The sequence below is a fragment of the Paenibacillus sp. Y660 genome, assembly GCF_057221575.1.
The window spans coordinates 33,074-54,772 of sequence record NZ_JBXBBJ010000010.1 but is presented as its reverse complement, the minus strand read 5'-3'; the positions used below and the strand labels follow the sequence as shown (position 1 = coordinate 54,772).

At 46.4% G+C, this 21,699-nt stretch carries 23 protein-coding genes; 16 read left to right on the top strand and 7 right to left on the bottom strand.

Features of this window, described 5'->3' with window-relative positions; translation table 11 throughout:
• Positions 1–4 precede the first annotated feature (4 nt).
• Positions 5–1,117 carry a sensor histidine kinase gene (locus AC2TDN_RS13640; RefSeq protein WP_484688370.1) on the top strand — a complete coding sequence of 371 codons (1,113 nt, stop codon included), beginning with the start codon at positions 5–7 and terminating at the stop codon, positions 1,115–1,117.
• Between the two features lie 4 nt (positions 1,118–1,121).
• On the top strand, positions 1,122–1,730 hold the full coding sequence (locus tag AC2TDN_RS13635; RefSeq protein ID WP_484688369.1) for a response regulator: 609 nt from the start codon (positions 1,122–1,124) through the stop codon (positions 1,728–1,730).
• On the opposite strand, the gene AC2TDN_RS13630 is transcribed toward AC2TDN_RS13635, so the two are convergent.
• Positions 1,725–2,492 carry a TerC family protein gene (locus AC2TDN_RS13630; protein ID WP_484688368.1) on the bottom strand — a complete coding sequence of 256 codons (768 nt, stop codon included), beginning with the start codon at positions 2,490–2,492 and terminating at the stop codon, positions 1,725–1,727. The two genes, AC2TDN_RS13635 and AC2TDN_RS13630, sit on opposite strands and share 6 nt — an antisense overlap.
• A gap of 179 nt (positions 2,493–2,671) precedes the next feature.
• On the opposite strand from AC2TDN_RS13630, the gene AC2TDN_RS13625 reads away from it, so the two are divergent.
• From AC2TDN_RS13625 to AC2TDN_RS13590, 8 genes are all read left to right on the top strand, one after another.
• Complete coding sequence (locus AC2TDN_RS13625) at positions 2,672–3,130, top strand: SRPBCC family protein (protein ID WP_484688367.1); 459 nt, start codon at positions 2,672–2,674, stop codon at positions 3,128–3,130.
• A 22-nt stretch (positions 3,131–3,152) separates the two neighbouring features.
• Positions 3,153–4,142, top strand: a complete 990-nt coding sequence (locus AC2TDN_RS13620) for an asparaginase (protein ID WP_484688366.1) — start codon at positions 3,153–3,155, stop codon at positions 4,140–4,142.
• A gap of 235 nt (positions 4,143–4,377) precedes the next feature.
• On the top strand, positions 4,378–5,571 hold the full coding sequence (locus AC2TDN_RS13615) for a glycine C-acetyltransferase (RefSeq protein WP_484688365.1): 1,194 nt from the start codon (positions 4,378–4,380) through the stop codon (positions 5,569–5,571).
• An 11-nt stretch (positions 5,572–5,582) separates the two neighbouring features.
• Positions 5,583–6,557 (top strand): NAD-dependent epimerase/dehydratase family protein, encoded by a 975-nt coding sequence (locus AC2TDN_RS13610; protein ID WP_484688364.1) that lies wholly within the window; start codon positions 5,583–5,585, stop codon positions 6,555–6,557.
• 47 nt (positions 6,558–6,604) lie between these two features.
• Complete coding sequence (locus tag AC2TDN_RS13605; RefSeq protein WP_482066175.1) at positions 6,605–7,174, top strand: helix-turn-helix domain-containing protein; 570 nt, start codon at positions 6,605–6,607, stop codon at positions 7,172–7,174.
• A gap of 310 nt (positions 7,175–7,484) precedes the next feature.
• Entirely contained in the window at positions 7,485–7,784 is a 300-nt protein-coding gene (locus AC2TDN_RS13600; RefSeq protein ID WP_482066174.1) for a hypothetical protein, read from the top strand.
• Positions 7,757–9,394, top strand: coding sequence for a stalk domain-containing protein (locus tag AC2TDN_RS13595; protein WP_484688363.1), 1,638 nt, complete (start codon positions 7,757–7,759; stop codon positions 9,392–9,394). The genes AC2TDN_RS13600 and AC2TDN_RS13595 overlap by 28 nt, the downstream gene beginning before the upstream one ends.
• A gap of 654 nt (positions 9,395–10,048) precedes the next feature.
• Positions 10,049–10,906 carry a class II fructose-bisphosphate aldolase gene (locus AC2TDN_RS13590; RefSeq protein ID WP_482066172.1) on the top strand — a complete coding sequence of 286 codons (858 nt, stop codon included), beginning with the start codon at positions 10,049–10,051 and terminating at the stop codon, positions 10,904–10,906.
• Positions 10,907–10,970: 64 nt separating this feature from the next.
• Here AC2TDN_RS13590 and AC2TDN_RS13585 read toward each other — a convergent pair whose 3' ends face one another.
• From AC2TDN_RS13585 to AC2TDN_RS13575, 3 genes are all read right to left on the bottom strand, one after another.
• On the bottom strand, positions 10,971–11,888 hold the full coding sequence (locus AC2TDN_RS13585) for an aldo/keto reductase (RefSeq protein ID WP_484688362.1): 918 nt from the start codon (positions 11,886–11,888) through the stop codon (positions 10,971–10,973).
• Between the two features lie 304 nt (positions 11,889–12,192).
• Positions 12,193–12,828 (bottom strand): GNAT family N-acetyltransferase, encoded by a 636-nt coding sequence (locus AC2TDN_RS13580; protein ID WP_484688361.1) that lies wholly within the window; start codon positions 12,826–12,828, stop codon positions 12,193–12,195.
• Positions 12,825–13,394, bottom strand: a complete 570-nt coding sequence (locus AC2TDN_RS13575; RefSeq protein ID WP_484688360.1) for a hypothetical protein — start codon at positions 13,392–13,394, stop codon at positions 12,825–12,827. Before AC2TDN_RS13575 ends, AC2TDN_RS13580 begins: the two co-directional genes overlap by 4 nt.
• A 188-nt stretch (positions 13,395–13,582) precedes the next feature.
• On the opposite strand from AC2TDN_RS13575, the gene AC2TDN_RS13570 reads away from it, so the two are divergent.
• From AC2TDN_RS13570 to AC2TDN_RS13545, 6 genes are all read left to right on the top strand, one after another.
• A complete protein-coding gene (locus AC2TDN_RS13570) occupies positions 13,583–14,206 on the top strand; it encodes a TetR/AcrR family transcriptional regulator (protein WP_484688359.1) in 624 nt (207 codons plus the stop codon).
• 53 nt (positions 14,207–14,259) lie between these two features.
• Positions 14,260–14,601, top strand: a complete 342-nt coding sequence (locus tag AC2TDN_RS13565; protein WP_484688358.1) for a zinc ribbon domain-containing protein YjdM — start codon at positions 14,260–14,262, stop codon at positions 14,599–14,601.
• A gap of 229 nt (positions 14,602–14,830) precedes the next feature.
• Complete coding sequence (locus AC2TDN_RS13560; protein ID WP_484688357.1) at positions 14,831–15,955, top strand: ROK family transcriptional regulator; 1,125 nt, start codon at positions 14,831–14,833, stop codon at positions 15,953–15,955.
• A gap of 44 nt (positions 15,956–15,999) precedes the next feature.
• Positions 16,000–16,734 carry a glucosamine-6-phosphate deaminase gene (locus AC2TDN_RS13555; protein ID WP_484688356.1) on the top strand — a complete coding sequence of 245 codons (735 nt, stop codon included), beginning with the start codon at positions 16,000–16,002 and terminating at the stop codon, positions 16,732–16,734.
• 106 nt (positions 16,735–16,840) lie between these two features.
• Complete coding sequence (locus AC2TDN_RS13550; RefSeq protein WP_484688355.1) at positions 16,841–17,605, top strand: cupin domain-containing protein; 765 nt, start codon at positions 16,841–16,843, stop codon at positions 17,603–17,605.
• 127 nt (positions 17,606–17,732) lie between these two features.
• Entirely contained in the window at positions 17,733–17,891 is a 159-nt protein-coding gene (locus AC2TDN_RS13545; protein WP_482066163.1) for a helix-turn-helix domain-containing protein, read from the top strand.
• On the opposite strand, the gene AC2TDN_RS13540 is transcribed toward AC2TDN_RS13545, so the two are convergent.
• The 3 genes from AC2TDN_RS13540 to pepT form a co-directional block, all read right to left on the bottom strand.
• Complete coding sequence (locus AC2TDN_RS13540) at positions 17,888–18,772, bottom strand: RNA polymerase sigma-70 factor (protein WP_484688455.1); 885 nt, start codon at positions 18,770–18,772, stop codon at positions 17,888–17,890. The genes AC2TDN_RS13545 and AC2TDN_RS13540 overlap by 4 nt on opposite strands.
• 39 nt (positions 18,773–18,811) lie before the next feature.
• Positions 18,812–19,996 (bottom strand): NAD(P)/FAD-dependent oxidoreductase, encoded by a 1,185-nt coding sequence (locus AC2TDN_RS13535; RefSeq protein ID WP_484688354.1) that lies wholly within the window; start codon positions 19,994–19,996, stop codon positions 18,812–18,814.
• Between the two features lie 175 nt (positions 19,997–20,171).
• On the bottom strand, positions 20,172–21,404 hold the full coding sequence (pepT, locus tag AC2TDN_RS13530) for a peptidase T (RefSeq protein WP_484688353.1): 1,233 nt from the start codon (positions 21,402–21,404) through the stop codon (positions 20,172–20,174).
• Positions 21,405–21,699: the final 295 nt, after the last annotated feature.

The window sequence follows — 21,699 nt, the reverse complement described above, 5'->3', positions numbered from 1 at the left end:
AAAGATGCTAAAAAAATGGTATCCCGCAGATCAGATCGAAAAATACCTTATTATTGATGCTTTTGCGGTTTCCTTTTTAATTTATCAAGTCTTTATCGAAAATGGCTCCGTCAATCTAGCCTTGAAGGCTATACTCTTCCCGTTGTTGCTCGTTTCCCATTATGCAGGATTGTGGTATCGGGACTGGCGTCTGCTCATGGCCAGTCTCTTTGGGTGCGCACTGCTTGTGGCACTTGCCATTAACGTCGACATTTGGCTGCTGATGTACGGATTTGTGTTTGCTGATTTGCTTGGAAGAGCCAATCGGAAGACGATTATGATCATGGGCATGGCAGGAATCGCAGCTATGTTTGTTCTATACGGTTGGATAAATGAGGGCAGTCCATTTGCTGTTTTTACAACGATGTATTTTCCCATTATGATTGCTCAGGTGGCAACGCCGATCGTTGTTTATTCGAGAGAAAAGTCGAAAATTTTGAAAGAAAAGCTCGCTATCGCCAATGCCCAGCTTGAAAGGTATATTCAAGAGGAGGAACGAAACCGGATTGCCAGGGATCTTCATGACACGCTTGGTCAGACGCTAACCATGATAAAGCTGAAAAGCGAGCTAACGATGCGATTGGTGGAAAATAACCCGGACAAGGCGAAGCATGAGCTGCAGGATATTTTGGACACTTCGAGGTATGCGTTAAAGCAGGTGAGGGAGCTTGTCACCGACATGAAATTTGTTTCTCTAAAGAAGGAAATGGAACTATCCAAAGCTATTTTACAAAAGGCCGGCATTGCATTGGTTGCGAAGGATGATGGGTCAATGAACCCCTTATCCAACGTTGCCGAAACGATGGTTGCACTTTCTGTTAGAGAAGCGATTACCAATATTATTAAACATAGCGAAGCCAATCAGTGTACGATTACACCATACATAGAGTCTGAATATTACTGTATTCAAGTGAGCGATAACGGGAATGGCAGCCTGAGGCAGGGTGAAGGGAACGGTTTGCAGTCGATGAAGGAAAGAATGGCTATGCTGCAGGGAGATATTCATATATCGGCAAGTCAAGGCAAAGGAACGGTCATAACGTTTAAGGTTCCACTAACGAGCAGCGGAAGGGGGTAGCAAGGTGATACGTGTAGTCATTGCAGAAGATCAAAAATTGCTTCGTGGGACGTTATCGGCTTTGTTATCCATGGAGGAGGACATTGAAGTTGTAGCGGAAGCAGAGAATGGACTGGCGGCATGGGAGGCTATTGCGCAATATGGGCCGGACGTGTGCTTGCTCGACATCGAGATCCCGTTCCTTTCCGGACTTGAAATTGCAGAGAGACTCAGGCAAGAAGGACGTTCCTCGAAAATCATCATCGTAACGACATTTGCACGCCCCGGTTTTTTGCAAAAAGCAATGGATGTAAAGGTAGAGGGCTACTTGTTAAAAGATGAACCGATTGAGTTTTTAATCCATTCCATACGCAAGGTAATGGCTGGTGAGCGAGTGATTAGCACTGACCTGGAAGCGGTTCTTTTCCTGAAGGAAGAAAACCCGCTGACCGAACGGGAAACGGCTGTATTGCGCTTGTCTAAGCTGGGACTGTCGACCAGGGAAATCGCTAAGCAATTATTTCTAACGGATGGAACCGTTCGGAATTATTTGTCTATTGCCATTCAAAAGCTGGGGGTAGAGACCAGGCAGCAAGCGACTGAAAAAGCGCAAGAGCATGGATGGATTTCATAAGTCTGATTCGGATGGTTTCTGTTCCTTGGAGAGGAACCAGCCGCCAACTGCGATAGCGATCATGACGCTCCAGAATATCGTTTTCCAGATTCCGCTCTTCGGGAAATATTCAGACAGTACCCCGACGTCGGGATGAGAGAGCGTATAGACGGCCAGCTTCACGCCTACCCAGCCTACAATCATAAACGCAGCCGTTTCAAGGCCAGGCTTCTTCGTAAGTAACTTGCCGAAGTAGGATGCGGCAAAACGCATGATGACCAGACCTATTATGCCCCCTGCGAGAATGAGGAGAAATTGTCCTCCGTCAAGCCCGCCGATCTGAGGCAAGCCGGTTGGCGGCAATGCGACGGCCAAAGCCACCGCAGCCAATATGGCATCAATTGCGAATGCCAAGTCAGCCAACTCCACCTTCAAGACCGTCACCCAGAAATTTTCCGGCTTCTTCTCCGTTCTTTTCTTATGCTCCTTTTGCTTGGCGAACAAACGCTTTAATATATGGTTTAGCGATATAAATATGAGGTAAACGGCACCGATGGCCTGCACGTACCATACATCTGCCAAATATGAAATAATAAATAATGATCCGAACCGAAACAAGAAAGCTCCCGCGAGACCGTAAAAGAGTGCTTTTTTTCTTTCTACTGGCGGTAAGTGCTTGACCATAATCGAAATGACCAATGCATTATCGGCTGCGAGGATCCCCTCAAGTGCAATCAACACGAATAAAACCCAGCCATACTCCAACCATAAACCTGCATCCATACATCAAACCCCTTTTCAACAATAGGTCTTCTTGAGATAATATTCCATGATAGGAAGTAAAAATACACATGCCGATTAAATGCTAATAACAGAAGGCGCGATTGTAATGTTGTATTCTACAATTTTTCAGCAATCATGTAGAATAGATAAAAAGGATATTAAAGAAGGGGGCTATTAAAATGAAGCAATGGACCAGAGAAATCGAGATAAACGCTCCCATTGAACAGGTGTGGTCGTATCTAGATGGTTCGTTAGAGCAGATGCAAAAAATTATTCCTCAAGTGGTGGAGAATAAACCAGTCAGCCTTACTAAGGAGGTTGTCGGCAGTATATATCGTCAAAAGTATAAACAAGGCAAACGCATCGAGGAATATGATGTCCATACTTTAGAATATTCAAATCATCCAAGCGATAAGAAAGTGAAGATTGGATTCACGCTGGCAAACTGCTTTGAGATTACAGCTTTATATGAATTGCAGCGAGTAAATGATCAGAGAACCAAGCTTAGATACACAGCAACTAATAACGCATTGAAGTGGTATGCGAAATTATTTATGATATTTGCAAATGAGAAGGTAGTTGTTAATTTTTTGGAAAATGTAAAAAAGGTAGCAGAATCAGAGGCTTCAGGAAACTGAAGCTACTTGAAAGGAATATTTTATGAAAAAGATACTGTTGCTAGCTACAGGTGGAACCATCGCTTCTGTGCATGGAGAGGATGGATTGGCTCCGGGGATGACCGCTGATGATTTGATCAGCTATTTGCCAGAACAAAATCACATGTATAAGGTCGACAATAAAGTGCTTATGGATATAGACAGCACCAACATGCAGCCTGAATCTTGGGTCATCATCGCGAAAGCTGTGTATAACCATTATTACGACTACGATGGATTTGTTATTACACACGGAACGGATACGATGAGTTATACATCGGCGGCGCTTTCCTATATGCTGCAGAATATAAGTAAACCAGTTGTTATTACAGGCTCGCAGGTTCCTATCCACAATGCGCATACGGATGCCATCGATAATATGCGTAACGCCGCCCAGTTTGCGTGTGAGGACATTGGTGGCGTGTTTGTTGTTTTTGATGGCAAGGTGATTAACGGGACAAGAGCGGTGAAAGTGAAAACGCGAAGCTACGATGCCTTCGAAAGTATTAATCATCCATATGTTGCTGTCTTTGAAGGCGATGAAATCAAGTACCATGCATCTGTTTCACCTGTGCCCAATAAAGAGATACAGCTGGACACATCGCTATGTCCGGATGTTTTTTTGTTAAAGCTGCACCCAGGCACGAAGCCCGAGCTCTTCGACTATCTAAAGCAGCACTATAAAGGCGTCATTGTCGAAGGCTTTGGTTTAGGCGGGGTTCCTACCGAAGGGCGGAGTCTGCTTCCGAAAATCATTGAGCTTGTAGAAGCTGGAGTCGCTGTAGTCATTACGACACAATGTCTGAAAGAGGGCGGCGATCTGACGCTTTATGAAGTTGGGCGAAAAGTTGCCAAAGAACAGATTATTTCGTCAAAGGATATGAATACAGAAGCGATTGTACCGAAGCTGATGTGGGTGCTAGGCAAGACCCATGACCTCAAAGAGGTTAAGGGAATAATGGAAACGCCGATCGCTGATGATATCACGCATTAATCAGCCAGTCTGAAATACAATACCTTAGATACCCCTGCCATTGCCTCGGCAGGGGCTTTTTTTACGTTAAGGACAACCAGCGAATAAAAATCTGAAAATCTTGTCAATTACGTATTGCGCTATAGCGTATTTTTTTTATATTATAACATACATACACTATCGTGTACTTTTGTACACTATGATGACAACGGCATAATATAAACTTAAACCTAAACTTTTACGAGGTGGAATACGGATGAGAAACCAAAGATTATCTTCAGTTTTACGTCAGGAACTTGACGTGCTTCATCACCAAGGGTTATATCCGACAATCGACACGCTGGAAGGCCCGAACGGTCCCATTATTCAGTTGAAAGGCAAGGAGCTTGTGAATCTCTCGTCCAACAATTATTTGGGACTTGCGACTGACGGGAGATTGGTGGACGCTGCGGTCAAGGCCACGATACAGTACGGGGTCGGAAGCGGAGCCGTACGGACGATTAACGGGACATTATCGCTGCATGACGAACTGGAGGAAAAGCTGGCCGCGTTTAAGGGAACTGAAGCTGCTGTTGCTTATCAGTCTGGCTTCAACTGCAATATGGCAGCGATTTCAGCGATCATGGGCGCAGGGGATGCCATTCTGTCAGATGAGCTCAACCACGCTTCCATTATTGACGGCTGCCGGTTAACGAAAGCGAAGGTAATCCGGTACGGTCATTCCGATATGAACGATTTGCGGAGCAAGGCACAGGAAGCAAGGGAGTCGGGTGTATTTGATAAAATTATGGTCATTACGGATGGCGTGTTCTCAATGGATGGCGATATTGCGAACCTGCCTGAAATCGTAAAGATTGCAGAAGCCTACGATCTGATCACCTACGTGGACGATGCGCATGGTACGGGAGTGCTCGGCGGCGGAGCGGGTACCGTGAAGCATTTCGGTCTTTCCGACCACATCGATTTTCAAATCGGCACCTTGTCGAAAGCAGTTGGAGTGGTAGGCGGTTACGTGGCGGGAACGCAGGAAGTCGTCGATTGGCTTAAAGCGCGCAGCCGTCCATTCCTCTTCTCAACGTCGCAGCCGCCGGGCACGATTGCGGCATGCATTGCGGCGATCGGTATTATCCAAGACAGCAAAGAGCTGCAGGAGAAGCTTTGGAACAACGCGGTATATTTGCAAAATGGCCTGAAGAAGCTTAGGTTTACCGTTGGCCATACGGTGACGCCAATCACGCCTTGCATGATCGGCGACGAGCAGCTGACCCAGCGCTTCAGCGCGAAGCTGTATGAAGAAGGCGTATACGCCAAAGCAGTCGTATTCCCGACCGTACCAAAGGGAGCGGGACGCATTCGCAATATGCCTACTGCCGATCATACGAAAGAAATGTTGGACCGTGCGTTGTCTATATATGAATCGGCGGGCCGCGAGTTCGGCATCATTCTTTAGGAGGAAACGATATGAGGCGTATTCTTATTACCGGCGCGTTTGGACAGATTGGCAGCGAATTAGCGGTTCGGCTGCGTCAGATCTATGGCCATGATGCGGTAATGACGACGGACATCCGGGAGTGTTCCAGTGAAGCGGCGCAGTCCGGACCGTTCCAGACTTTGGACGTAACCGATGGCAAGGCCTTTTACAATACGGTGAAATCGCATCAGGCCGATACGGTTATCCATCTAGCGGCTTTGCTGTCCGCGACGGCAGAAGCATTGCCGATGCATGCGTGGCAGTTGAATATGGGAGGGCTGCTGAACGCGCTGGAGGCGGCAAGAGAGCTTAATTGCCGGCTATTCACGCCGAGCTCAATCGCGGCCTTCGGCATGGAGACGCCGAGATTCGGTACGCCGCAAGATACGATGCAGCGCCCTGCGACGATGTACGGCATCAACAAAGTGGCCGGCGAGCTGCTGTGCGATTACTATTTCCACAAATATAAGGTGGATACGAGGGGGCTTCGCTTTCCCGGACTGATCTCCCACGCCGCTCCTCCGGGAGGCGGGACGACCGATTATGCGGTCGACATGTACGTAAGCGCGGTGAAGACCGGCCGCTTCACTTCGTATATCGATAAAGGGACTTTCCTAGACCTCATGTATATGCCAGATGCAATCAATGCGGTGATTAAGCTGATGGAGGCGGATGCATCCCGGCTTAAGCATCGAAACGCCTTTAACGTGACGGCAATGAGTGTTGATCCCGAAGGGATTGCAGCCAGCATCCGCAGGCATCTGCCAGCCTTCGAGCTGGATTACGACATTGACCCTCTGCGGCAATCTATCGCCGACGGTTGGCCGGATGCAATAGACGCATCGGCTGCGCGCGAAGAATGGGATTTCCGTGCTGATTACGATTTGGATCGGATGACCGACGATATGCTCTCTAATCTCAAAGAAAAGTCGACTTATAGCGAGATAAGTTCGAATCTGTTATAATACGCTTAACTTTGGCTGGATGACGGTTTAGAGAGAGGCTGCGAGAGATGGAACAGATTCACAAAAAGGTCGGAAAAAATCTGCTGGCCATTCGGAAATCGCGCGGTTTAAGCCTGGATAACATGGCCGAAATGACCGGTGTGAGCAAGGCAATGATCGGCCAGATTGAACGCGGGGATTCGAATCCGACAATCTCGGTGCTGTGGCGCATCGTCAACGGGCTTGGAATCTCATTTACGACACTTATCGAAGACGTGGATTCGGAGGTGACGGTAGCGACGCCCGGCAATCTGGAGCTGTTCTCGGAAGACGACGGTGCTTACCGCGCTTACCCGATGTTCCCATATAGCTTGCGAACGAAGCTCGAGTCCTACATGGTCACAATCGAACCGGGCTGCGTGCACGGCTCCGAGCCGCATAACGACGGTGTAGAGGAATATATTTTCGTTCATCAGGGTGTACTGGAGCTTATGCACGACGAGGAATCCTACGAGGTGCCGGCGGGCAGCGCTGTTCATTTCCATGCGAACAGGCCGCATTGGTATCGCAATTCAGGTTCCGAAGCGGTACATTTCTTTACGGTTATTTTCTATGCCGACGCCGCGGCGCGCGGATAACGATGGATAACTCATTTTCAATCTATCCTTAATAAGGAAATCGTTTAAACCGATCACAGAAAGACGGGACCACGGGTTCTGTCTTTTTTTTTGATATTGAAGCTTAGTTATAATAAAGTTGCCTCTATTTTTCTACTTCATTCTCATTGGAATTAGCAGAAGCAGCATCTAAAAGGTTTAATCCGGCAAAATGTAAATCTCGACAATATTCTCATTCAGCTCCAATCGGGTCGACAGACATTCCAGCTTATTAATCAATCCCATCGATGCTTACAGACGGGCGGGCTTCCTTTTAAAAATCGGTCTATTAATGGTTCATTTTTTTCATTCGGAAGAAACGGAAGATCATCTGTTTGAGGTCGTCCATCATCTTAATTTGGGCAGCGAGTTTATAACCGATCAGGCGGAAATGGAACAATTGGCGCGGCTTAACCTGAAAGCAGGAAGAAAGGCTAAAGCTTCTACAGCATATGTTCAAGCATTAGCGCTTTTAAAGACAGGCGCTCATCAAGCTGCAAGTAAAGAGAAGAGTACAAGCGATCTCCAAAGTAAGGGAGCTGCAGCTTCTGGATTAGATAATTTATGGGTAAAATTAATTGGGATGATATAATGGTAAAAGTAGGGAGGGGTAGAAAAATGATAAGGTTTAATAGAAATGTTTTATTGCTAATGATAGTATTGATGTCCTTCTCGTTGATCGATTTTGGTGCCTCAGCCATAGCTGCTGGGAAGACGCCCATTAAGGTGATTGTTGATGGTGACGAGATTAAGCTTTCTGTTAAGCCGATTGAAGTTAAAGGAAGCAAAATGCTGCATGCAAAAAATATATTTGATGCGCTGAATATCAGTTCGAAATTTGAGAAGAAGCGTATTACGGTAAATCATGGGGGTACTTCGTTCAAAGCAGAAGTAGATCAATCCAGAATTTACATTGGGAATCGGGAGCTTCGATTAACACAGCCGCCAATTATAAGGGATGGGCGTATCTATGTACCGGCGCGGTTCATCGGAATTGTACTCGGCAAGGACGTGAAGTACGATTCTACAAACAACCAATTAATTTTCGGATTGACCGATGATGCTAGGAAGGCTCTGCAGCGGAGCTTGTTCGAGGCAGCGAGAAAGGGCGATGCAATCGCCATTGCAAACCTGCTTAAGCGAGGGGCCGATCCGAACGGTAAATTAATCATTGAATACTTAGATAATACGCCATTAGACTACGCAATTATTAATAACAGAACAGAAGCTGCTCGCGCCTTGATAAATGGCGGAGCCCAAATGAAGGGGAACGGTCAGGATTTAGGCTCTACGGTGATTCTGCATCAGAATGCCGAATTGCTGGATCTGCTGCTTACGGCGGGTCTAGATCCCAATCAAAAGGATAGAACCGGAACGCTGCTAGAGTCAGCCTCAGGTATTATCGGAATTTCATCGGAGGGAACTCCCTCAAGGAATCTATATCCTTCCCCTGCTATTGTTGATACGTTGCTGAAGCATGGAGCAGATCCAGGAATCGACAACTCCCTGTATCGAGCAGTCCGCGCTCAGAACTATAGCATTGTTCAATCTCTGCTAAGAGCCGGTGCTGATCCTTATAAAATGAATGAACACGGCTATACGCCTTATGAATTGAGCGTTCAGCAAAATATAAACAGCTGGCTGGTTATACAAGGAAAACGTGATACACTTCCTTTATTTACCTTATCAGATGCCAAGGGGCGCCGAATTGAAGAAGGTAACATGAATCTTCGTTCCCAGGATAAGCCCGAAAGCCCAGAAACCTATACGCAATGGACTGCTGGCGAAATAAACTTGGACGTACCGAATGGGAAATATCAGATTGTTAACGTAAACGTGAAGGGTAAAGCATATATTTTATCGCAAAGTTTTTCGATTACGGTTCAGGGCGAGATGACGACACCCGATAATCTGAAATTGCCTGAACTAAATGTCAGTGGCAGGTTAACCGGTGACTCGGTTCCAATAGAAGGCGGCTCCATTACGCTGTATAATGCCCAAACATCTATACTTGTCCATGTAGAAGTGATAGGTAACCAATTTAATCTCTATGCGCCATCTGGGCAGTATCGAATCATTGGATATCGAGATGCTTCCGGAAAACCACATTCAGTGAGTGCCGATTTCACGGTAGCCGAAGAAGGCGGGGTTCAGAATATTGCAGTTGAACTTAAGAAAGTTGATAACCCTATGAATCAGTAGTGTTCCATATGTTGATTCTCTAGTAAAGAATAAAAAGAAGGAGACTCTAGAGTGCCTAGAGTCTCCTTTCTCATTGTTCCGATTAACGGAGCAACTGCAATACGCCTTGCGGCTGTTGGTTGGCTTGTGCGAGCATCGCTTGAGCGTTGACGATGTATTCTCCTGGTTTTCTTCCTAGTACTAACATTAAGCTCGCCCCTTTAATAGATCGTATTGAACCATCGGCCTTTGCATTCCTTAGGATAGTGAAATTCGAAAAAGGAATCTAACGAAAGTTATAGTTCGACAAAAAACTTGAAAAATAGAAGGTAAAACAGAAAAAATTCAACCTAGAGGAGTTAGGGCTGCTCAGAAAAAAGAATAGATAAGTTGACTTTGAATGGAATAGCAAATAAAGCGGAGGCCATAATAGGGTTATGAATATGATATAATCGAAGAAGTGACAAAAAGTAATCAGCCTGCTATAGGTGTCTTATAATGAAATTTGTGATAAAATGTAGACGACTTATAAGAGGAACGTGAACGAGGCCAAACCCATTCCGTTCGTGCCAATACAACTGCAGCTTATGAACGCAATTTTAAATTGCAGATGAATTGGGTATGATTGAAAGGTCTAGTCATTAACTTGCAATTATTTTGAAGGAGGATTTAAAAATGGCATTGGTTTCGATGAAAGACATGTTGAACAAAGGTTTAAAAGAAGGTTACGCTGTTGGTCAATTCAACATCAACAACCTGGAGTGGACACAAGCAATCTTGGGTGCTGCTCAAGAAGAGCAATCACCAGTTATTCTTGGCGTTTCTGAAGGTGCGGCTCGTTACATGGGAGGCTTCACAGTTGTAACTGCAATCGTGAAATCTCTTATCGAAGAAATGAAAATCACGGTTCCGGTTGCTATTCACCTTGATCACGGTTCGAGCTTCGAAAAATGTAAAGCAGCCATTGATGCAGGATTCACTTCTGTTATGATAGATGCTTCCCACTCCCCATTCGAAGAAAACGTAAAAACGACGCAACAAGTCGTTGCATACGCGCATGAGCGCGGCGTTTCCGTTGAAGCTGAGCTTGGAACAGTTGGCGGACAAGAGGATGATGTTATCGCTGATGGCGTTATCTATGCAGATCCACAAGAGTGTAAACAGCTAGTTGAGCTTACTGGTATTGACTGCCTTGCTCCAGCACTTGGTTCCGTTCACGGACCTTACAAAGGCGAGCCAAACCTAGGCTTCAAAGAAATGGAAGAAATTTGCCAAACAATTAAGCTTCCATTGGTATTGCACGGTGGTACAGGCATTCCTACAGCTGATATTAAGAGATCAATCTCGCTAGGAACTGCAAAAATCAACGTAAACACAGAAAACCAAATCTCATTTACAAAAGTTGCTCGTGAAATCTTGACTTCTGATTCAGAAGTATACGATCCACGTAAATTTTTGGCACCAGGCCGTGACGCAATCAAAGCAACAGTTGCAGGCAAAATGCGCGAGTTTGGTTCTTCCAATAAAGCGTAATAAGCAGAAAAGTGAAATGGTTGGTCCGAATGCATCTTGCATCCGGTCCAACCATTTTTTTGTGTTAAGGCAGCACATTGCCAGCCGCGCGGAAGATCGCATACCATTCTTCGCGTGTCAGATGCACATCGCTTGCCTTGATGCAATCCTTTAACCGGTCGATATTCATCGTGCCGATGACTGGCTGCATGTTCGCGGGATGGCGCAAGAGCCAAGCGATAGCAATTGTAGTGTTGCTAACTTCATATTTGCTTGCAATTTCATCGATTTGTTGATTCAATTCCGGGAACTTGTCGTTTCCGAGGAATACGCCCTCAAAAAATCCGTATTGGAATGGCGACCATGGCTGAATCGTAATGTCGTTCAGTCTGCAATAATCGAGAATGTTGCCATCGCGGTTAATAGCAGAGTCATTTTCCATATTTACGTTAAAGCCGTTTGAAATCATGTTGGCATTGGTGATGCTGAGCTGCAGCTGGTTTGCAACAAGCGGCTGCTTCACCGATTTCTTCAGCAGCTGGATCTGCATCGGAGTTTGATTGGAAACGCCGAAATGGCGCACTTTGCCTGAGCTTTCAAGAAGATCGAACGCTTCTGCTACCTCTTCCGGTTCTACCAGCGTATCCGGACGATGCAAAAGCAGAATATCCAAATAGTCGGTTCTAAGTCGTTTCAAAATTTTGTCTACAGAATCTAAAATATGCTCTTTGGAAAAGTCGAACATTCCTTGACGGATGCCGCATTTGGATTGCAGGATGATTTTCTCGCGAATGCTCTCATTCATGTGGATGGCATCCGCAAATATTTCCTCGCAAGCTCCCCCGCCGTATATGTCCGCATGATCGAAGAAGTTCGCCCCTTCGTCCAGCGCGGTTTGAACAAATTGCTCAGCCTCGGTCTTGTCCAGCGAATTAATTCGCATACAGCCGACAGCAACGACAGGCACCTCTAATGTGCTGGTTCCTAATTTAATTGTTCTCATGATTGAAATAAGTCCTCCTTAGTGATTGATTAATCCGGCTTGAAGGTTTTGTCGCATATAGGGATGTGGTTCGTCTTATCTCACTTCGTTCAAGTGAAAGTATAGCTGAAAACATAGTCTTTCGTAAGAGCTGAAATATTATATAGTAACTAAAAGAAAAGTAACCAAGATATGATATTGCCTAATAGGCTGGGGTTTCATATCGTTCTTCATACATATATGATAAATGTCCTCGTTCAGAAGTTCGACAAGCTCGAACAGGGTACCTAGCCGGATACCCTGTTTTTCGTCGTTTGGAATCATGCTATTTTTTCAAATAGAACATGCCATACACAGGTAAATCGCTAATTTGCGTTTCGCTGCTTAAAATAAATCCAAACCTTCGATACAAATCTATATTTTGTTTGTTTTCCGTATCCAGCGCAATACCCTGCGATTTCTTATCCGTATCTACCGCGCTCAGCAGATGAGACAGCAGTTCTTTGCCGATTCCTTTGCCCTGAGCCTGGGGCTCAACGCCAATCATGATGAGGTAGTGATGCGTCACGGATGGAGCGACGGACCTAGTCACTCGCATATAGGAATTAAGGAGATGCAGCGTTTTGCCGGACAATTGAAAAAATAAAGGAATCAGCCGCCAGATTAGTCCCAAGCCTTTGATAGGCTGAAGCTTGCTGGTATGCGGCTTCTCTACCACGTAGGCCCCAAGCAATCGTTTTTCTTCAAAATAACCCCATACCTCTTCATTCAGCAAAAAGCTTTTATCAAACATAAAGGAAACAAATGCCTTCACGCTGCCTCTAGCCTTGTGATCTACTTCTAAATCGCCAAATAGATGCAGAAATAAGGGATCATGGGCAAAAGCACGGCTCATGAGTGCTACGAATAAAGGTTTGTCTGCCCTTGTCAGCCTGGATACGTTGTGCGTAGAAATGCTCATGCTGCTTCATGTTTGTTGTTTATGGCTTTGCCATAATGATCAACAGCGAAGCTGAACAGCACCTTCAGCATAAACAACATACAAGTGATCAACATATAGGGCTGAATGTCAGGAAGCAAAGGTAAACAGCCAACGCCTACAGAAGTAAGCAGGCCTGCAGCAAATAGCTGTGATGGGCTGCCGATAAGAGCGTTCACGACAAATGCTCCTATAATGGTATAAGCCCACACCATGATTGAATACCAAACATCGACATCTAATAAAAGGGCAACAAGCACGATATGAACATGTATCGCTATAAACACGATGCGATTCTTTGCCCGTGCCGCGTAGAAATTGCTGGTTGAAGCCGTGAAATTTGCGAGACAGCCGGAGAAAATATCGAACATCAATAACAATGCCAGGGCGCTGCGCCACAGCGGCAAATGGTCCGTAAGCTCAGGGAAGCTCACATAAATTGCAGCAGTCAGCAGAGCGCCAAAAAACAGGATGGCTAGAATGGAACCCAAACGCTGTTTCTCGCCAAACACATCATGCAAGAACGAAGGAATTCGAATCGGATTCATTTCATTACACTCCCCATAACCATTAATGTGTGCGAAGATCAATTTCTGTGAAACTAAAGTTTTGTACTTAATGTATCAATTAACTACAAAATCATTATAACTTCTCGAAAAGGCGTTTTCAATAGATTTATACTGATCTTGTTGAGTTACTCTAAAACTTAAGCTACACTTCAAGTGAGGTGGAGAAAATGAACGGCTACGAGCGAAGGAAACAGAGAAAAATCGAGCAAATATACAGCGTCTCCTTGCAGCTATTTTTCAAGCACGGATTTCAGAAGGTCAGCGTAAATGAGATCGCTCAAATGGCGAATGTCTCGCCTGCTACCATTTATAACTACTTTGGAACGAAAGAGCAGCTATATTCCGATATGCTTTTGGATTGGATGGACAAGCAGCTGGAGAAGTACGAGAATATTTTGGGTTCAGCGCTCTCCTTTCCGGAGAAAACAAAGAAGATCATGCTCTCGGAGGCCAAAAATTTAAAAGTGTTAACCGATGAGTTTTCGAAAGCTCCGTCTACAGAGCTCAGTGGATTGGCGCAAATGATGGAAAGCTATAACGAACGGAAAGTTATGCCGTTTTTTATGAAGTTTGTCGCGATGGGGAAGCAGGAAGGGTATATTCATAGAGACCAGTCAGAAGAAACGGCTATGCTGTACTTCACGATGTACAAAAATGAGCTGGGGCGGTACTGGGATACGGCGAATCAAGAGCCTATCAATCGGAGCCTGGATCAGCTGATTGACCTGTTTTTCTTTGGATTAGCGGGTCAGACACAGGGACGGAAGCAGGACGGAGTCGACCACAAGTGATATACTTGTGACTGAATTATAAATGAACAATAATGAATGGAGGACATGAGATCATGTCTAGCTTACCCAATTGCCCGGAATGTGGCTCCGAATATACGTACGAGGACGGAAGTCTCTTGATATGCCCGGAATGCAGCCATGAGTGGAGCTTGCAAGCAGAAAGTGAAAATAATGAAGACAAAAAGATCGTTAAAGATGCCAACGGAAATATTTTGAACGATGGTGACTCGGTAACCGTCATTAAAGACCTTAAAGTAAAGGGCAGCTCATTGGTTCTCAAAATAGGCACGAAAGTAAAAAATATCCGATTAATTGATGGCGATCATGATATTGATTGCAAAATCGATACCTTTGGAGCTATGAAACTAAAATCCGAGTTTGTTAAAAAAATATAAATCTTCATGGTGCAAATGAAGATGACCCGTAGATAAATCAAGCTCGAATGGCGCTTACAACATAGGCCGTTGCGGGCTTTTTTTATATTCAACGCCTAATCTGCATACCCCTCCCCCCGCGAAATCTATATCAAAAACGAGGTTGAAATATGAAATCGTTTGCATTATCATTGAAAAGTAGTTTGTTTTTTACACGAACAAACAAGCCTGTATTTGAAAGGAATGTCATATGGATAACAATACAATTTCCCAACTAACAATGAGCTCTAATTTTCTGCAGGTCGTGCAGCTGATTCGTGCCGAGCAGCCCATCAGCAGAGCTGAAATTTCGAAAAAACTAGGTATTGCACGTTCTACTGTATCAGCTATCGTCGATGATCTATTAAATAAAGAAGTCGTGATTGAAAAAGGCTTTGGCAGCTCCACAAAAGAGGGTGGACGTCGAGGCATTCAACTCGGCTTTAACCCAAAATCGGCATACGGCGTTGGGGTGGACATTGGAGGAACGAAGATTTTTATCGTCATTACGGATTTGGATGGAGAAGTCGTATTTAAAGAAAAGATTAAGACGATAGCAGATATCGATGAAATTATAGCTACCATTAATCAGGCGATTTTAAAATCAGGCGTGAATCAGCAATTAATCATTGCAATGGGCGTCGGTGTCCCTGGGATGACGAACACGACAACGGGTGAAGTGATTGATGCCCCGGCTTTAGGGTGGCAGAATGTACCGCTGAAGGACATCATGCAGCAGCAATTCAGCTTCCCTGTATTTATCAATAACGATGTTCGGTGCGCAGCACTTGGGGAGCGGTGGCTAGGATCAGGGGTCATGTCCCAAAATATGTTCTTTATCGCCTTTGGTACGGGGGTTGGCTCGGCCATTATTTATAACGGGCAGCTGCTCGAAGGGCATAACTTCTCCTCGGGCGAGATCGGATATTTCATAGACATGGAAGATGTCGAGAACGGATTAACCAATCAGCCTGGACAGTTCGGGACGTTCGAGAATAAGAACTCCGGCACAGGTCTCTCGAGGCATGGGATTGCTCCTGAAGAGCTGTTTAAGCAGTACGCCAACCAGGATCCTAAAGCAGCAGCTATTATTGAAAAATTTATCCGACAAGTATCGGTTGCCATCGCCAATGTATGCAGCTTAATCAATCCCGAGAAGATCATCATTGGCGGCGGAGTTTCGGAATCGATGCCTATCGTTATGGGCGAAATTAAAAAGAACGTATTAAACTTTACGCCTAATCATGCGGATATCGAGCTGGCGGTTCTTGGAACGGATGCTGGCGGGCTCGGCGCTGTCGCCTTTGCTTTTCAAAAGCTGCAAGAAGTGAATTAATCACTTTTTGCTTCATTTTAAAGCGGATAAGGAGCGGATGAAACATGAATATTGTTGTGTCCAAAGATTACGAGGAAATGTCTCAGCAGGCTGCCGAACAGATTATCCAAGCCGTCCATGCTAAGCCGGATTCCCTCCTCTGCTTCCCCGGCGGCGATACGCCAAGAGAAATATTTCGATTGCTTGTGCAAGCGGCAAAGGACAAACGAGTGGACTTTAGCAAAGCTACCTTCGTCGGACTCGATGAATGGGCAGGGCTTGGCCGCGAGGATGAAGGCAGCTGCATTCATTTCCTCTACAATCAATTTTATAGCCCGGCAGGCATTCAAGATTCGCAGATGCATGCGTTCAATGCCAAGGAAGAAGACCTTCAAGCCGAGTGTGACAAAATCGATGCGGTCATTAAGCAGCATGGGGGCCTCGACTACATATTGCTAGGTATAGGAGTGAACGGGCATCTTGGATTTAATGAGCCAGGTGTATCCTTTGAGTCATACTCCCATGTATCGGAGCTGGACGCTGTGACCAGCACGGTCGGACAAAAATATTTTAAAGAACAGCGTGTGTTGTCGAAAGGGATTACACTTGGGATCAAGCATATTCTAGACGCGAAAAACGCGACATTGATTGCGAACGGATCGAAAAAGGCGGATGCTGTGTTTGAAGCCGTCAAAGGACCAGTCGTGAACACGCTGCCTGCGAGCGTTCTTCAGCTTCATTCGAACTCACATCTGTTTGTTGATCGTGAGGCCTATGCCAAGGTTGAGCAGTCTCATTAGAGTGAATTTCACACGGAATAGGACATAAAAAATGGTCATCTGTCACGCATCAGCTTCCATCGCATACCATAAAGTATTGATTACGATGGAATTGGAGTTGTTACAATTGACTGATCCTTACGTGGAGTATACGAAACCAGGTCTACAGTATTTTTTTGATATCAATCAGAACCGTTTAATGACTAGAAACAATGAAAATTTTATTAACCGTTTGGGCCGTGATAACCTAAATACGCTGGGCAACGTTTCTATGCTTGATATTTATTTGAGTAAAGGACGTGTCGTTGAACCGCATTATCATCAAAATGCAGCAGAACTCGTTTATTGTATTTCGGGAAAAGCGACGGTTACCTTAATCAATCCTTTTAACAACCAACTCACCAATATTACGATCACGCCAGGACAAGTGGCCAATATTCCGCAGGGCTGGTGGCATTGGGAAGTGGCGCTAATCGATGATACTCACTTGCTCGCTATTTTTGATGCTCCATATCCAGAGTATATTTTCGGTTCAGATATTCTTACCAAAACGCCAATAGAAGTTCTTGCCCATACGTATTGCTTGGATCCTGAATTATTGAGGGAAACGCTTAAGCCGCTAAATAATCAAACGATCATTATTGGGCCTACAGATGAATGTGTGGCAGGAGCACAGGTAGAAGCAGCACATAAGAAGCAGAGCAATAAGCAGCAGAGCAATATGCCGCTGCCCAACATGCCGCTTCCTAATATGGTACATCCCAACACAGTACATCCCAACACGGTACATCCCAACACGGTACATCCCAACGCGGCTAACCAACCGAATGTCATGCCCCAGCATCAACAACAGTACTTTCCACAAAACCAGTATCATTATGGTAATCGATAATAAATCAGGGGCTGTCCCAAAAGCAGTATGCTAGCTGGGAAGATAGCTCGCTTTGAATGGAATGTTGGAAGTGAAAAAATAGCGGTACAGGGGGCTTTTCCTGTACCGCTATTTTTCTATTCAAGTCTTGGTTGCTTGGCTTGCTGTGCGATATTTGATGAATCCTATGATTACCGTTGCCGAAATCGCCTATCTGCTTCAATTCTCAGAACCAAGCGCCTTCCAGAATGCTTTCAAGAAATGGAAAGGGCTCCCGCCGGGGAAGTTTCGGGAGACGCTTTCCTAATGATTAGGGCTATCTGTATTCGGCTTGATATACGTCAGCTTATCCGGATTTCTAACGAAGTAAATATGGCGAATGGCTTCCTGCTCGATATGCAGGAGCCCGATTGTATCGATTTGTCCTCCCGTACGGATCGCAAAGCCAGTTTGGCCATTTAAGGAGACAACCTCCACTTGGAAGTCCATTTCGTCTTGAGCGGCTTTGCGAATTAAGCCGAATAGGAACCGGGCAACGCGCTCGCGCGTGGTGATGGGATGAATAGCGGCGAGTACTTTGCCGCCTCCGTCGGATAGGAGCACAACATCCTCCGAGAGCAATGAAATAACGGCGCCTACATTGCCCTGCTCGAGCGCGGTGAGGAACCGGCCTATCCACTCCTCGGAAGCCTCTTCGACAGGCACGGACACATCATCGGCTATTCCCATTTTCCCTCTAGCCCGGCTGATCAGCTTGCGGCAATTCGCTTCGCTTTTGCCAACCAGCCCGGCAATATCGGCGTATTCAAAGCAGAGAGCTTCGCGCAGAACAAACACTGCCCGCTCTGCCGGAGACAGCCGCTCCAGCAGCACGAGAATGGCATACGACAGCAAGTCTCTGTGTACGACTAATTCGAGCATATCCTCGCTTGGGGTCGGAATGGGCTCCGGAAGCCATGGCCCGATATAGAGCTCTCGCCTTTTGCGGGCGGATCTGAGCATATCGAGGCAGCGGTTGGTCGTCATTTTGCACAGGTACGCTTTCGGATGCGCCATTTGATCGAGACCGGCGCCATGCGCCTTCACGAACACGTCCTGCACGATATCCTCCGCATCGGCGGCTGATCCAGTCAGCTGGTAGGCAAGCCGGAACAATAGCCCTTTATGCTTTTCATAGAGATCTTCTATCATAGCGCCCACTCCTTTCCCTTTAGCTTGCCGATACCCCTATTTTAACAGACTCGCTATATCCCAAGTGAATTTTCGGATTTTCCAGCCTAGCTTTCCAGTCAAAATAATATCCAGTCCCCATTGTCTAGTCCATACCATGCCTTGCTCAGGCCCCAGTCCAATACAATAAACATCCATATAGCTCTTATGTGCGGGAGCAGGCTTTCCTTCCAAATCTGCGAGTATGATTTTGCCTAGCCTTGCAGCTTGAGCGGACGCTTCCTTGCATGTCATTCGATCCGCTTGGCCGCTGGCCCGATCTACGATCCGCGCGCAATCTCCGATGCTGTATACGCCTGGCGCACCCGCCACGCGGTAGGAAGCATCCACAATAATCTGGCCCTCCTCAGTAATCGGCAGGCCCATGCTGCGAAGCATCGGGTTCGGCTGCAGTCCAAGCGCCCATACACATAGCCCGACCGGAATCACATCGCCACCGGACATAGCTAGCTGCCCCTCATTCTCGCGCAGAGCCTTCTGCCCGTGAACGACCGTAACGCCAAGGTCTCTTAAAGCATGCTCCAGCTTGCGTCCCATCTTGGATGGTCCTTCCTGGAATAGCCGAGATTGTGCGTTCAACAGGTAGATCTTTACGTCATTGGCATCCATGGCGAGCCTTGCGGCTTCTGCACGGACGGCATGAGCCAGCTCGGCGGAGGTTTCAATGCCGCTAATTCCCGCCCCCGCAACGGCAACAGTAAGCAATCGCTGCCTCTCTTCCGCATTTGTCTCATGTGCGGCTTGCCGCAGGTTCGTGAGCCAAGCTGCACGGATCAACGCTGCTGCTTCCAGGCCAGTCAAAGCGATGCCGCCTTGCTCGGGAGCGGTCTGTCTAACGATGCTGCCTGCCGCCATGACGAGAAGGTCATAGCTCAAGATGGCCTCATTGCCTGCTTCGTCTAGGTACAGCAGCTGCTGCTCTTTGCCTTTAACAGCCGTTACGGTACCTTGAACAAATTGAACGCCTTCATTAAATAGGCTCGCCAGCGGCATGGTGATGTCAGCCTCGGCAGCAGCGGGCTTGAATAGCAATACTTTGCGCAGATGGTAGGGCTGCTTGTCGATGAGGATGATGCGGAGGTTTTGCGCATGCGCGCTTTCCCCTAAAGCTTCACGTATAGCTTTGACAGTATTGATTCCAGCATAGCCGCCTCCGACAACAATGCATGTCAATGTTTTCATATGAACCAGCTCCTTGCAGCGATTTGCACATATAACGAGGAAGCCGATTAATTTGTGACATCGACATTTTCGCCAAGGTGAGAAGGGAGGGAGCGCGATGGCAAAAAAGGCTGCCGCAATCGAATGCGGCAGCCTGAGCTGTTAAATATGGGCATACTGAATGCCTTATTTGCGCTTAAGCTTTTTGCTCATAAAGCTTGACGATTTCGATAATCGTCTTAACCGCGAGTACCATATTATCAACCGAAACATATTCATAGCGGCCATGATAATTTTCTCCGCCTGTAAATATATTTGGTGTCGGAAGTCCCATATAGGATAGCTGGGAGCCGTCCGTACCGCCGCGAATCGGTTGAATAATCGGATTGATGCCGAGATTTTTCATCGCTTGCTCGGCAATGTCGACGACTTCTTTTACAGGCTCGATTTTCTCGCCCATATTGAAATATTGGTCTTTGATGACAAGCTCCAAGCGCTCTTCCCCGTATTTCGCCTTCAGCTCATCGACAATGCGAGTCAGCTCTTGCTTTCTCTTGGCAAACTTGCTGCGATCATGGTCGCGAATCAAATAACGAAGCTGCGTCTGCTCAACGTCGCCTTGAATGGAGCTCAGGTGGTAGAAGCCTTCGTAGCCCTCGGTATGCTCAGGCGCCTCATTCACGGGCAGCTTCGCTTGAAGCTCCATAGCGATTTTGGCAGAGTTGACCATTTTGCCTTTGGCTGTGCCGGGGTGAACGTTTTTGCCTTTGCACGTAATGACAGCGCCTGCCGCGTTAAAGCTCTCGTACTGCAGCTCGCCAAGCGGACCGCCGTCCATCGTATAAGCATAAACAGCGTCAAAGGCGGCGACATCAAATTTATGCGGGCCTCGGCCGATCTCTTCATCCGGAGTGAAGGCAACTCTTAGTCTGCCGTGCTTCAGCTCGGGGTGTTGAATGAGATAGGCCATAGCTGTCATGATCTCGGCAATGCCGGCTTTATCGTCTGCGCCAAGCAGAGTCGTGCCGTCTGTTGTAATTAGCGTATGGCCTTTATAGCCGGTCAGCTCCGGAAAATCGCTCGGCGACAGCACGATATGCTGCGCTACGTTCAAGATGATGTCCTGCCCGTCGTATTGCTCAATAATTTGAGGCTTTACCCCAGCACCGGTGAAATCGGTAGCGGTATCGACATGGGCAAGGAAGCCAATGGTCGGGATTTCCTTATCCGTATTGGCCGGAAGAGTTGCCATGACATAGCCATTCGCATCCATCGCAACCTCCTGCATGCCGATTGCTTTCAATTCTTCTACCAGCATACGGCCTAGCTCCAGCTGTCCAGGCGTAGAGGGGCAGGTGTCGACGCTCTCATCAGACTGTGTTTCAACTTGTGCATAAGTGATAAATCGGGATATAATCTCCGTTTTCATTGTTTTTCTCAACTCCAGTACAATTAGTTATAGTACAAAGTATAATACAAAAAGAGGCAGCATCCAAAAAACAGCCAGGACTGGAGCAGTTGAAAACAGCCGTTCTTGCTTTTTTGAACAAGCTGGAGCAATGAAGCTGAACAACTCGTTCATGCGCATGAAATAAGAGATGATTTCCTCGAATTGCGATATAATAGGGTTAATTAAACAAGAATGAGTGACAAACTAAACGGTCAAAGGGGAAGAAGCAATGACACATGCCAATGCAAGGGCTCCCAGCTAAGCCTTAACCCCA